This window comes from Nesterenkonia sp. E16_10, from assembly GCF_017347085.1.
In the GTDB taxonomy this organism is placed as follows: Bacteria; Actinomycetota; Actinomycetes; order Actinomycetales; family Micrococcaceae; genus Nesterenkonia.
In genome coordinates, this window is sequence record NZ_JADPSA010000002.1 from 95,118 (window position 1) to 108,078 (window position 12,961).

General features: G+C 70.1%; 9 protein-coding genes and 2 pseudogenes. 2 read left to right on the top strand and 9 right to left on the bottom strand.

Annotation, left to right across the window (positions count from 1 at the left end):
• Positions 1-36: 36 nt before the first annotated feature.
• The 3 genes and pseudogenes from hemL to I2487_RS01770 all read right to left on the bottom strand — a co-directional run bounded on the left by hemL (position 37) and on the right by I2487_RS01770 (position 3,494).
• On the bottom strand, positions 37-1,344 hold the full coding sequence (hemL, locus tag I2487_RS01760; RefSeq protein ID WP_207170567.1) for a glutamate-1-semialdehyde 2,1-aminomutase: 1,308 nt from the start codon (positions 1,342-1,344) through the stop codon (positions 37-39).
• Positions 1,345-1,607: 263 nt separating this feature from the next.
• A pseudogene (gene hemB / locus I2487_RS01765) lies at positions 1,608-2,582 on the bottom strand (porphobilinogen synthase); the annotation flags it as partial.
• Between the two features lie 99 nt (positions 2,583-2,681).
• On the bottom strand, positions 2,682-3,494 hold the full coding sequence (locus I2487_RS01770) for a uroporphyrinogen-III synthase (RefSeq protein ID WP_207170566.1): 813 nt from the start codon (positions 3,492-3,494) through the stop codon (positions 2,682-2,684).
• Between the two features lie 121 nt (positions 3,495-3,615).
• Between I2487_RS01770 and I2487_RS01775 the strand changes: the two genes are divergently transcribed.
• Positions 3,616-4,500: an NmrA family NAD(P)-binding protein gene (locus I2487_RS01775; RefSeq protein ID WP_207170565.1), complete on the top strand. Its 885-nt coding sequence runs from the start codon at positions 3,616-3,618 to the stop codon at positions 4,498-4,500.
• 194 nt (positions 4,501-4,694) lie between these two features.
• On the opposite strand, the gene I2487_RS01780 is transcribed toward I2487_RS01775, so the two are convergent.
• The 6 genes from I2487_RS01780 to hemE all read right to left on the bottom strand — a co-directional run bounded on the left by I2487_RS01780 (position 4,695) and on the right by hemE (position 11,440).
• Positions 4,695-5,123 carry a hypothetical protein gene (locus tag I2487_RS01780; RefSeq protein ID WP_207170564.1) on the bottom strand — a complete coding sequence of 143 codons (429 nt, stop codon included), beginning with the start codon at positions 5,121-5,123 and terminating at the stop codon, positions 4,695-4,697.
• Positions 5,124-5,339: 216 nt separating this feature from the next.
• Positions 5,340-6,359: a hydroxymethylbilane synthase gene (gene hemC / locus I2487_RS01785; protein ID WP_207170563.1), complete on the bottom strand. Its 1,020-nt coding sequence runs from the start codon at positions 6,357-6,359 to the stop codon at positions 5,340-5,342.
• Entirely contained in the window at positions 6,360-7,685 is a 1,326-nt protein-coding gene (locus I2487_RS01790) for a ferrochelatase (protein WP_518523686.1), read from the bottom strand.
• Positions 7,682-8,404, bottom strand: a complete 723-nt coding sequence (hemQ, locus tag I2487_RS01795; protein WP_255545846.1) for a hydrogen peroxide-dependent heme synthase — start codon at positions 8,402-8,404, stop codon at positions 7,682-7,684. The genes I2487_RS01790 and hemQ overlap by 4 nt, the downstream gene beginning before the upstream one ends.
• Positions 8,405-8,537: 133 nt before the next feature.
• On the bottom strand, positions 8,538-10,208 hold the full coding sequence (gene hemG / locus I2487_RS01800; RefSeq protein WP_207170561.1) for a protoporphyrinogen oxidase: 1,671 nt from the start codon (positions 10,206-10,208) through the stop codon (positions 8,538-8,540).
• 11 nt (positions 10,209-10,219) lie between these two features.
• On the bottom strand, positions 10,220-11,440 hold the full coding sequence (hemE, locus tag I2487_RS01805; RefSeq protein ID WP_207170560.1) for a uroporphyrinogen decarboxylase: 1,221 nt from the start codon (positions 11,438-11,440) through the stop codon (positions 10,220-10,222).
• 59 nt (positions 11,441-11,499) lie between these two features.
• On the opposite strand from hemE, the pseudogene I2487_RS01810 reads away from it, so the two are divergent.
• Positions 11,500-12,798: pseudogene (locus I2487_RS01810) on the top strand (glutamyl-tRNA reductase); the annotation flags it as partial.
• Between the last annotated feature and the right edge of the window lie 163 nt (positions 12,799-12,961).

Sequence of the window (12,961 nt, forward strand, 5' to 3'; positions counted from 1 at the left end):
TGACCCCCTTGAACCTGACCCCTCAGACCTGAACCCTCAGGGCTGCGCCTGCGCGGCGGCCTTCGCGGCGGAAGGCAGTGCATCCAGGATGCGGCCGATCGCGGCGTCGTCGTGGGCTGAGGACAGGAACCAGGCCTCGAAGACGCTCGGCGGCAGGTAGACCCCGGCGTCGAGCATCGCGTGGAAGAACGGCCCGTAGCGGAAGCTCTCCTGGGCCTGGGCGTGGGCGTAGTTGTGCACCCCGGTGGCTGAGGTGCCGAAGGCCACCGAGAACAGCGAGCCGACCTTCTGCAGCGTGTGATCCACCCCGGCCTCGCTCAGCGCGGCGGTGAGCGCATCGGCCACGATCTGGGCCTTTTCATCGACGTGCGCGTAGACCCCCGCGGTGGCGTGTTCCAGGGTGGCCACCCCGGCGGCCATCGCGACCGGGTTCCCCGAGAGCGTGCCTGCGTGATAGACCGGGCCGGTGGGCGCCAGGTGCTCCATGACCTCGCGGCGACCGGCCAGCGCGGCCGTGGGGAGTCCGCCGCCGATGACCTTGCCGAAGGTGAACAGGTCCGGCTCCCAGCCCTCGACCCGCCCGGAGGCGCCCCAGTAGCCGGCCTCGGTGATCCGGAATCCGGTCATCACCTCGTCGAAGATCATCAGGGCCCCGTGGCGCTGGGTGATCTCGCGGATGAAGCCGTTGAAGCCGGCTTCCGGGACCACCACGCCCATGTTGGCCGGGGTAGCTTCGGTGATCACCGCGGCGATGTGCTCGCCGTGCTCGGCGAAGACGGCTTCCAGGGCGGCGCGGTCGTTGTATTCCACCACGATGGTCTCGGAGGCCTGCGCCTCGGTGACCCCGGCGGAGCCCGGCAGCCCCAGCGTGGCCACCCCGGAGCCGGCGGCGGCGAGCAGCCCGTCGGAGTGCCCGTGATAGCAGCCGGCGAACTTCACCACGATGTTGCGCCCGGTGACCCCGCGGGCCAGCCGGATGGCGGTCATGGTGGCTTCGGTGCCGGTGGAGACCATTCGGATCATCTCCGCGCCGGGGACCCTGCCGCGGACCAGCTCGGCGAGCCGCGCCTCGGAGGGGTGGGAGGTGCCGAAGCCGAGTCCGGCGTCCACCGCATCGTGCACGGCTTTGATCACCGCAGGGTGCTTATGCCCGAGCAGCGCGGGCCCCCAAGAGCCGACCAGGTCCACGTACTGGGTGCCCTCGGCGTCGGTGAGGTAGGGCCCGTCGGCGGAGACCATGAACGCCGGGGTGCCGCCCACCGAGCCGAAGGCGCGGACCGGGGAGTTCACTCCCCCGGGCATGATCTCGCGGGCGGTGTCGAAGAGTTCCTGGTTCGTGGTCATCGCGGAGCAGGGTCCTTTCAGCTGACCGGCGGGAAGCCGGCGTCGGTGCGGGGTTCGTCGGTGGGTTCGCGCGGCGGGCGGTTCTCCGCCGGTGCGTTGGTCTCCGCCGGTGACTCAGCCGGTGTCGCAGCGTCAGCTCCTGCCGGGGCCGCGGTCGTGTGCGGCTGGATCGGCGGGTGCACCGGGGTGTTCGCGCTGGACGCGGCAGGAGCCCGGTGAGACGGGGGCATCGGCGCCACCGGCGCCCGCGTGCTGGCGAGCTCCTCGCGCAGCCATCCGGCCACCTCGGCGGCGTAGTAGGTCAGCACGTTGGTCGCGCCCGCACGGCGGATCGCGATCAGCGATTCGGTGATCACGGTGCGCCGGTCGATCCACCCGTTGGCGGCGGCGGCCTCGATCATCGCGTACTCCCCGGAGACCTGGTAGGCCGAGACCGGGACGTCGCTGATCGCGGCGGTGTCCGAAAGGATGTCCAGGTAGGCGCTGGCCGGCTTGACCATCACCATGTCGGCGCCCTCGGCGAGGTCGAGCTCCACCTCGCGCAGCGCCTCGGTGCGGTTCGGGGCGTCCATCTGGTACTGCTTGCGGTCCCCGGTCAGCTGCGAGTCCACAGCCTCGCGGAACGGGCCGTAGAAGCCGGAGGCGTATTTCGCGGCGTAGGCGAGGATCGGCACGTGCTGGTGTCCGGCCTCATCCAGGGCCTGCCGGATCACCGCGACCTGGCCGTCCATCATGCCCGAGGGGGCGACGACGTCGGCGCCCGCCGCGGCCTGGGCCACGCCCATCTCGGCGTAGACCTCCAGTGTGGCGTCGTTGTCCACCTCGCCGGTCTCGTCCACGAGCCCGCAGTGCCCGTGATCGGTGAACTCGTCCAGGCACAGGTCGCTCATCACGACCAGGTCATCGCCGACCCGGTCCTTCACGGCGCGGATGGAGCGGTTCAGGATCCCCTGCGGGTCCAGGCCGGCACTGCCCTGGGCGTCGCGGGTAGCGGGGATGCCGAAGAGCATGATCCCGGCCAGTCCGAGGTCGCGGGCCTGCTCGGCGGCGTTGAGCAGCGAGGCTTCGGTGTGCTGGAAGACGCCGGGCATGGAGCTGATCGGCACCGGTTCGGCGAGGCCCTCGCGGACGAAGACCGGCAGGATAAGGTCGGCCGGGTGCAGCCGGGTCTCGGCCACCATCCGGCGCATGGCGGGGCTGCGGCGCATCCGGCGGGGGCGCTGTTCGGGGAAACTCACGTGCGGCTCCTGGTGATCCGGGGGACGGCGGTCGGTGCGCTCGAGCTGGCCTTCTCGGAAGGGCAGCGGTGAACGTGTCGCCGCCGGACAGTCTAGTTCTCAGCGACCGAGGGCGGCCATCACAGCGTCGGCGCTCGGCTCAGAGAGAACACCGGAGGTGGGGATGCCGCGGCGGCCGAGGGTCTTCGCGGTGGGCCTTCCGATGGCCAGCACTCGGACCCGCTCCGGGAGCCCGAGGTCGGCGAGCCCGTCGGCCGCCGAAGAACTGGTGACCAGCAGCACCGTGGGGTCTACATGGCTGAGCCGGTCGCGACGCAGGTCGGCGGCGAGCTGGTCCAGGTCCAGGAGGTCCTCGGCCACCGGCTGCGGCAGCAGTCGCCGCTGCGGATCTCCGGCGACCAGAACCCCGTCCACCACCAGAGAGCTGGTCTCATAGGCGCTGACCTGGGTGACCTGCCAGCCGATGGCACTCAGGCCCTCGCGGAGCTCGGACCGGGCCTGCGCCGACTGCGGCAGCAACAGCGAGGTGCTCGCATCGGGGGTCGGCTCGGGGATCTCCTGGATCATCCCGGCGGCGCTCGTCTCCCCTGAGGGCATCCACGGGTCGGTGATGCCGGTATGCGTGCGCAGCACCCGGGCGGTGCCGGGGCCGACGACGCCGACGCGGGTCTGCGTCGGAAGCGAGCCGTCCCAGCCCAGCTTCACCAGGGCTCGGACCGTGTTGGCGCTGGTGAACAGCACCCAGGAGAAGTCACCCCGGGAAAGCCGGGCGAGCGCCGTGTTCAGCTCGGCGGTGTCCGCGGGGAGTCGCTGCTCGGTGACCGGGAGGAACCGGACCTGGAGCCCAGACGCGCGCAGACCCGCTTCCAATGGGCCCGCCTGTGCGGGGTCTCGGGTCAGGGCGATGCGCATGTTGCCAGCTTACCGAGAAGAGTCCGTGGACAATGGTGACCGCAGGTGTGTACCCCGTGCCAGGCCTCAACGAGGCGCGCGGGGAGACTTCAGAGGACACATGACTCGAAAGGCACCTCCCATGACAGCGGAACCGATACTCGTCTCCGGCGCGACAGGCAATGTCGGCCGTGCCGTGGTCGAGCGGCTTCTTCAGGCCGGTGTTCGGGTGCGCGCCGCGGGAAGATCCGTGGAGTCGGTCCAGGCGGCATTCGGCGACAGGGTCGAGGCGGTGGCCCTGGACTTCACGGACGAAGCCACGTGGCGGGGTGCCTTCACCGGGGTGCGAGGGATGTTCTTGCTGCGACCACCACAGCTGGGAAGACCCAAGACGCAGATGATTCCCGCGCTCGAACACGCTCGGGAACTTGGCCTCTCGCAGATCGTGTTCCTGTCCCTGCAGGGGGCGGAACGGAACCCGGTGGTGCCTCATGCTGAGATCGAGAGGTGGTTGAGGGCCTCAGGAGTGTCCTGGACGTTCGTGCGGGCGTCCTTCTTCCATCAGAATCTCTCCACCACCCACGTCTCGGACATCCGCGACCGTGAAGAGATCATGGTTCCGGCCGGGCACGGGAGGACCTCCTTCGTCGACGCCGAGGACGTCGGTGCCGTCGCAGCCGCCGCATTGCTCAGTCCCGCGGAGCACAAGAACCTGGCATGGACGATCACCGGAGATGAGGCGCTGAGCTACACCCAGGTCGCCGAGATCCTCACGGCGGAGCTCGGCAGGCCGGTGCGATATTCCCGGCCCGGTGCTCTGCGTTACGGCCTCCATGCCAGAAAGCGACTGGGCATGCCCTGGGGCATGGTGTGTCTGACCATCGCGATCTACACCGCCGCCCGTCTCGGCCGAGCTGACGGCATCAGCACAGATCTTTCCCACGTGCTGGGCCGAGCCCCCAGGAGCTTCGCTGAGTTCGCTCACCGCCACCAAGAAGTGTGGGACCCCACGCGCCAGGTGCAATGAGTCACGACATGGGTGACGCCCGGTGAGCGGGAGTGGTTCCGAGCGGCCGTAGGCCCCCATCCACCCCCAGCGAGGATGTGCCTCTGGGTCGGGCCGGACGCGCGAGCCTGAGGTGTGAGGGCGTGAGGACCGATCGCGCAGTTCGATGTGTCCTCAGGCGCGAAAAAGGGTGGTGATCGTTGACACCTGGGACCTCAGTACTCGGTGTACTCGGCGCCGAGCTCCTCGGCCAGGGCATTGAGATCGCGTGAGTTCGGCTGGAACGGTTCGGGGCCGTCCCCGGAGTCTGCGGGTACGGCATCCTCCGCGTCCACCACGAACCAGCCGGGTCCCTGCACCGCCGGCCGTGATTCCGAGGATTCGGTCATCATCTCGCGAGCTTCCTCGATCGTGTCGGCATCCTCGGACCAGGCCATCACCATTCCCTCGCCACAGGTGAGGCCGTCCAGAAAACCGTTGTCAGGGAGCGCGATCTGCACGCCGTTGTTCTCAAAGACCGGGCACTGCAGCACCTCGTCCACGGCGTCATAGAGCCCCTCCACGCTGTCAAAGCTCGGCCCCTGGGCCGCGCCCGCGCCGGAATCGGTGCTGCATCCGAGAAGCAGGGCCGATCCGACAAGCAACGAAATGGTCGAGGCTCGTGCTCTTCCTCGTGCTCCAAATGGCGCTGCGGGGTTGCGCATATCCGGTCTCCTCTACGCCCTCGAGCTGTCCAGGGAATTTCTCAGCAAAGCGAATTCTGTGCCACAGAATTTGGTTCACCTATTAAGGGTTCCCTCGACCCTAGAACACATGAGGGTGAGGAATCCAACGCTCGACAAGAACGAATGGTCAGAGAATCAGGCGTCCACCACGTGTTTGAGCAGCCCGAAGTCCTCGGCGAGCAGCTGCTCGGCGACCTGAGTCCCGAGCTGGATCGCGCGCTCCACCGAGACCCGACGATCCGCCCCGGCCTCGATCGAGATCTCGGCTCCGGCGCGCTGCGTCCTGGTCCCGTCGGGGGCGCAGATCACCGAGTCCAGGCGCAGGGTGGCGCCGCCGTCGGGGTTGTCGTCGTAGCGGGCGAGTCCGCCGATCGGCGCCGAGCATCCGGCGTTGAGCCGGGCCAGCATTCCCCGTTCCGCTGAGGTCTCCAGCCGGGTGGGAATGTCGTCGTAGAGCGCCAGCGCCATGCCTAGCGGCGCGGTGGGCTCGGCGTCCTCGGCGCGGACCTCCACTGCCAAAGCCCCCTGGCCGGGGGCGGGCAGCATCACCTCGGTGGGGATCAGTTCGGCGATGTGATGCTCCAGGCCGAGCCGCTTCAGACCGGCCCCGGCGAGCACGACGGCGTCCAGGTCACCTCGGGCGGCATTCGGCGCCTGCGGCGAGGCCTCGGCAGCAGACCCGTGCCCGCGGACCCGGGCCAGCCGGGTGCCCACGTTGCCGCGGATGTCCACGATCTCCAGATCAGGCCGTGCGGCGCGCAGCTGGGCGGCGCGGCGCGGGGACCCGGTGCCCACCTTCGCGCCCTGCGGCAGCTGGGCAAGGGGCACATCATCGGCGGAGCACAGCGCGTCGCGCACGTCCTCCCGGGAGGGCACCGAGGCGATCGCGAGCCCCTCGAGGTCCTTGGCGGGCAGATCCTTGAGCGAATGCACCGCCACGTCGCAGGTCTTGTCGAACAGCGCCTGGCGCAGCGCGGAGGCGAACACCCCGGTGCCGCCCATCTGCGCGAGCGGTCCGGTCAGGACATCGCCCTCGGTCTTGACCGTGACCAGCTCGTAGCCTGCCTCGGCGTGGGAGGCGAGCGCCTCGGCCGCCGTCGTCGTCTGGGTCAGTGCGAGCTTGCTGCCGCGGGTGCCTACGGTGAATGTCGCCATCTAGCTCCTCTGGACGTCCTTGCGGAAGCGGGTGCAGTTGCAGGGTCCGCAGATGCCGGACCACTTGCCGGGCACGACCTGCTCGCCGAAGCCCACGGGCTCGCCGTTGACGCCCTGGAGGTACTCACTGAGCACGTCGACGAGTCCGGAGACGAACTTCTCCTGGATGCCCGGGGTCGCGGCGCGGTGGTAGGCCAGGCCGAGCTCCGCGGCGGTGTCCTTGGCCTCGGTGTCGAGGTCCCAGAGCACCTCCATATGGTCGGAGACGAAGCCGATGGGCATCACCACCACACCGGCGACGCCGGCCTCGGCATCCTCGGTGAGGGCGTCGTTGATGTCGGGCTCCAGCCACGGGGTCTTCGGGCTGCCGGAGCGGGACTGGAAGGTCAGGGAGTGCTCCAGACCCTCGGCCTCGGGGACGCTGGCCATCAGGTGGCGCGCGACGGCGAGGTGCTCGGCCGAGTAGACGTCGGTGCCGTATTCCTCGATCACCCGGTCCGGGCCCATGGCCTCGGCGTTGCGGCTGGGGATGGAGTGCGTGACGAAGACGATCTTGGGCTGCGCCTCGGCCTTGCCTGCCTGCTCCAGCTGCGCCCGGACATCGGCGATGCCAGCGGCTAGGGCGTCCTTGAACGGGTCGATGAACGCCTTGTCCATGAAGTACTGGCGGACCTTCACCACGCTCATCTCCTCGCGCAGTCCGGTCTCGTCCAGGGTCAGCGAGAAGTCCTCGCGGTACTGCCCGCAGGAGGAGTAGCCGTTGTACGCGGAGGTGACCAGCGCCAGGATCCGGCGGTGTCCGGCTGCGTGCATCTCGCGGAAGGTCTCGGTGAAGAAGGGGTTCCAGTTGCGGTTGCCCCAGTAGATCGGGATGTCCAGCTGCCGGGAGGCGACCTCGGCCTCCAGCGCGGCCTTGAGGTCCCGGTTCTGCTCGTTGATCGGGCTGATCCCACCGTTGGCGCGGTAGTGGGTGGCGACCTCTTCGAGCCGCTCATCCGGGATCCCGCGACCGCGGGTCACATTGCGCAGGAACGGGAGCACGTCGTCCTGACCCTCGGGACCGCCGAAGGAGGCGAGCAGGATCGCGTCATAGTTGCCCGGCTCATCCTTGGTGGAGCCCTCGGCGTAGTCCACCGGCAGCGGGGCCGGCACCTCGGCGGCCTCGGGCGAGGTCTCGGTGCCCGGGGTGGGCGTGGCCTGCGAGGAGTCCGCCACCGCCGAGGCGGCCTGCTCCTCGGTGGGGTGATCGGAGGTCTCGGTCGGGTGGGCCGGCCCGGTGTTCTCGGTGCCCTCGGCCGATTCGGTGTTGTCTGGGGTGATCGTCACAGCAGGACCTCAGCGATCTCCGACGCGGCCTTCAGGCGGCGGCCGGTATAGAAGGGAATCTCGTCACGCACGTGATACCGGGTCTCGGACTCGCGCAGCTTGCGCATCATGTCCACCAGGTCGGTGAGCTTCGGCGCCTCCAGGGCGAGCAGCCACTCCCAGTCGTTCAGCGCGAACGCGGAGGTGGTGTTGGCCAGCACCGAGGGGAACTCCTGACCGAGCAGGCCGTGTTCGCGCAGCATCTTCCCGCGCTTGGCCGGGTCCAGCAGGTACCAGTCATAGGAACGGTTGAACGGATAGATGACCAGCCAGTCCTCCGGGGGCACCCCGAGGGCGTAGGCCGGGACGTGGCTGCGGGCGAACTCGGCGGTGCGGTGCACGCCCATGGCGGAGAACGCGATCCGGGTCTGGGAGAACATCGCGGTGCGGCGGATGCGGCGCACCGCGGCCTGCAGGTCCTCGGCGGAGGGACCGGTGACCCAGGTGAGGATGTCGGCCTCGTCGCGCATGGCGGAGACGTCATAGGTGCCGCGGAAGCTGACCTCTTGGTCGGCGAACGTTCCGGCGAGCTCATCGAACTCGACCTCCACGTCGGCGCCCTGTGGGGCAGGCCCGGTCCGTGCGAAGACGGTGTAGAGGGTGAACCAGTCCTTGCCCGAGGTGTTGACCTCTTCGGGCGTGCGCTGAGCGTTGCTGCCGTAGCTCACAGATGCCTCCATCAGCATTGATCGTCCGTGCGGGGCCTAGTGGTGATCTCCCGCATCCAGCTTATCGCCCGGTCTTCCACGGTTTTCTACATGACGTCGAAAAAAGTGACGGACCGCTCACCCCGTGGTGACCGGTGCGGCGGGCTCAGCGGGAGGTGCGCAGGATCGTCACGGCGGCGGCCCGCGCGTCGGGCACCACCCGGGCCAGCCCGGTGCCAGCGAACCAGGCCCCGATCATGTGCAGCCCAGGCCGTCGCTCCCCCGCGGGCTGCACTGCGGTGGTCTCCTTGGCCGGCGACGCGGCCGAGGCCTCGGTGAGGCGTTCGCGCAGCGCGGTGATCCGTTCGGCGTGCCCGGCGGAGCTCTGCGGCAGCGCCTTGCGCCAGCGGATCACGCTGGCCTCGAGGATCTGGTCCGCCTCGATGGGGATCCCGAAGAGTGCGCCGACGTCGGCCGCTGCGGCGTCGAGCAGCTGCTCGTCGCTGGACTCCGCGCCCAGCGCCTCCTGGTGCCGCGGCCCGACCCGTCCGTAGGACAGGCGCACCACGTGGTGGCCGGGCCCGTGGGCGTGGGTCACGGCGGTGTCCGCCCATTCCCATTTGGAGCTGATGTGCGTCATCGCCTTGGCCGCGATGTCTTCCACCTGCGGCGCCACCAGCACCCCGGTGCCGCGCGGGTGGTCATCGAGCTCCGGGGCGTCGAGGATCATCGAGACCAGGGCGACGCCGCGGTCCTGCGCGGCGGCCTGCTGCTCCGGCCCGGCGGCCTCCGGCAGACCACCCGGGGCCTCCTGAGCACCATCGGGGGTCAGGCCGGTGAGGTCCAGTCCACTGAGGTCGACCACGGATCCGACCAGCTGCACCGCGGCGGGGGCGTCCAGGGCGAGGATCACATGATCCGGGTCCTCGCCGGTGATCAGCGCGGCCAGGTCGGTGACCTCGGTGTTGAGCCGGATCTCCACGCCGAGCTGGACCAGCTCCGCCTCCAGGGCGCCGACCAACCGGTTGAGCCCGCCGTGCAGCGAGTTCACCGCGGAGCCGGGCGGGGCCTTGGACTTCACCAGGGCCACGGCCCGGGCCAGCGAGCCCTCGCGCAGCATCGCCTCGAAGAGTCCGGGGGCGGCGTTGTTCATGTCCAGGTCATCCGGGTCGGCCGAATGCACCCCGGAGACGATCGGGGTGACCAGCCGGTCCAGCACGGCCTGGCCCATCCGGTCCCGGACCACCTCGCCCAGCGTGATCTGCCCGGATCGGGCGGCCTCGGCCTGCACCCAGGGCTCCATGGAGGCGGTGAGGTCCTGCGCGGCGCGGCGCGCCTCGGCCTCGCCCAGGATCGCCACAACATCCGGGGCCATCGGATCGGCGGGGATGCCCAAGATCCCGGTGGCCGGCAGCGGGGCCGCCAGATCCGGCAGCTGCAGCCAGGCCGCGGAGTGCTGCGGAGCCACCACCTGTTCGTGGAGACCCAGTTCCTGCAGCAGCTTCGGCACCACCGGGGAGCGGGTCGCGAAGGCCTCGGCTCCGGCGTCGTAGGCGACCCCGCCCATCTCGTGGGCTCCGATCGCCCCGCCCAGCCGGTCTCCGGCCTCGTAGAGCGTCACCGTGGCTCCGGCGCGGGCCAGATCCCAGGCGGCGATCAGCCCGGCGATGCCTCCGCCGACCACGGCGACATGCGGCAGCCCGCCCGGCAAGCCTGCCGGGGCGCCTGCCGGGGCGTTGGTCGGCAAGCCTTCGGGGGCGTCGATCGGGGCGCCTGCCGGGACTCTGGTCGGCGAGCCTGCCGGGACGTCGATCGGGACATTGGTCGGGACGTTCATCCAGGCAGCACTCAGTCCCTGTAGCCGATCTCGTGGATCAGGCTGACCACACGGGTGAGCACCTCCGGGTCGGTCTCCGGAGGCACCCCGTGGCCGAGGTTGAGCACGTGCCCCGCCGCGCCGGAGCCGGCCGCGATGATCTCGCGGACATGCTTCTCCAGCGTGGGCCAGTCCGCTGACAGCAGCGCCGGGTCGATATTGCCCTGCAGCGGGGTCTCGGCCCCGACCCGGCGGGTGGCCTCTGCCAGGTTAAGCCGGTAGTCCACGCCGACGACGTCGGCGCCGGCCGCGCGCAGCAGGTCCAGGATCTCCCCGGTGCCGGTGCCGAAGTGGATCAGCGGGGCGGTGACCCGGTGGCCCTCGGGCGTGGTGCCTCCGAGGTCCTTGACGTGGGTGAAGGCTTCGGCGGAGTGGCGCAGCACGTGCCGGGCGTAGTCCTCGCGGCTCAGCGAGCCGGCCCAGGAGTCGAAGAGCTGCGCGGCGGAGGCGCCGGCCATCAGCTGGGCGCGCATGAACCGGCCGGAGACCTCGGCCGCCCAGGAGGCCAGGGCGTGCCAGGTCTCGGGATCCGCGTGCATCATGGTGCGCGGGCCGAGGTGGTCCCGGGAGGGCCTGCCCTCCACCATGTAGGCGGCCAGGGTGAACGGGGCGCCGGCGAAGCCGATCAGCGGGGTGGAGCCCAGCTCGGCCACGGTGCGCCTGACCGCCTCGGTGATCGGCGCGAAGGCGGCGTCGTCGAGCGTGGGCAGCGCCTCGACGTCGGCGCGGGTGCGCACCGGGGAGCCCAGCACCGGGCCGACCCCGGGCTGGATCTCGACGTCGATCCCGGCCAGGCGCAGCGGGATGACGATGTCGGAGAAGAAGATCGCCGCGTCCACGTCGTGTCGGCGCACCGGCTGCAGCGTGATCTCGGAGGCCAGCGCCGGATCCAGGCAGCTGTCCAGCATCGTGGTGCCCTCGCGCAGCGCCCGGTACTCGGGCAGGGAACGGCCCGCCTGGCGCATGAACCACACCGGGCGGCGGTGCGGACGTGTGATCTCTCCCGCACTGTTACGTCCGCCGCGATACTGGTTCAGCAATGCAGAGTCGGCGGTGAGCCCGGTGAGCAGCGGGTGGTCCTGCGGCAGCTGCGCCGTGGAAGCCTGGGAACGTACGGCTGCCCGCGGGATGGCGGTCACGGAGCCGGTGGCCGGAGAGGACGCGGCCATGCCGGCGAAAGATCCAGAAGTCATATGCCACATTCTCCACTTTTCCGCGGCACAGTTCGACCCGCTGTAGAATCAATGACGTCGTGGTACTTATTTCTCTCGTTGCCACCCACTCGGAGCTGGACCTCGAGACGGTGGGCACTCTCAGCGCAGGAGCGGCCGAGCTGGCCGGGTCCGTGCACATGCCTGCCGTGACGCTGGCCACCTGTAACCGGATGGAGATCTACGCCGAGTCCGTCGGTGGATCCCATGATGATGTCCAGAGCACCCGGGAGCGGCTGCTCGATGTCGTGGCCGAGACCTCCGGGCTGGACCGTGAGCTGGTCGGGCGCTCCTTCCGCACCCTGGTGGAGGACGACGCCGTCTCGCACCTCTTCGAGGTCGGTGCCGGTCTGGACTCCGCGGTCATCGGTGAGCGCGAGATCGCGGGCCAGGTGCGCAAGTCCCTGGCCGACGCCCAGCACGCCGGCACCATCTCCGGAAGCCTGACCAAACTCTTCGAGACCGCCTCGCGGACCGCCAAGGACGTCGGCACCCGCACCGCGCTGGGCTCCCGCGGACGCTCCATCGTCTCGGTGGCCCTGGATATCGCCGGGGACATGCGCGGCGACGGCCCCGCCTTCTTCCCCGGTGCCAAGGTCGTGCTGATCGGCACCGGGGCCTATTCCGGGACCTCGCTGGCCCAGCTGGTCGAGCGTGGGGTCACCGATATCGGGGTCTTCTCCGGCTCCGGGCGCGCCGAGGACTTCGTGGCCGAACGCGCCGGCGGTGCCCGGGCGCTGCAGATGCAGGAACTCCCCGCCGCCTTCCGCGAGGCCGATGTGATCATCGGCTGCTCCGGCGGCAATCGCCGGATCACCGCCAAAGAGGTCGAGAACCTGGCCGGACTCACCGGGGACGCCGCCCGGCTGAAGCCGCTGACCGTCATCGATCTCGCCCTCTCCCATGACTTCGATCCCGACGTCGCAGAACTCGCTGGGGTGGATCTGATCACCCTGGAATCGGTGAAGATGGCCGCTCCCGGAGAGACCGAGGACTCGGTGCAGGAGGCGCGCGACGTCGTGCGCTCGGCGGTGGAGAGCTACCTCACCGAACGTCGCGAGCGCACCGCTGATGACGCCATCGTCGCGCTGCGCCGGCACACCCAGTCGCTGCTGGACGAGGAGATGGACCGGGTCCGCAGGCAGCACGGCTGCACCGGAGCCACCGAGGAGGTGGAGTTCGCGGTGCGCCGGATCGTGCGCAAGATGTTGCACACCCCCACGGTGCGGGCCCGTGAGATGGCCGCCGCAGGGCGCACCGAGGATTACGTGCGTGCGCTCCAGGACCTGCATGGCATCGAGGTCACGGCGCGCGAAGAGACCACCCGCACCTCCCCGGCGAAGCGTCGGCGCGCCGAGGAGTTCTCCGCCGCGGAGCTCGCCCAGATGGCCAGCTACCTCACCAAGGTCCCCGCCGGCGGGTTCTGTCAGCATCACCGCCCCGGCGAGTTCGCGATCGAACGCATCGACGCCGTGCGCGACCTCGACATCCGCCGCGCCGGCT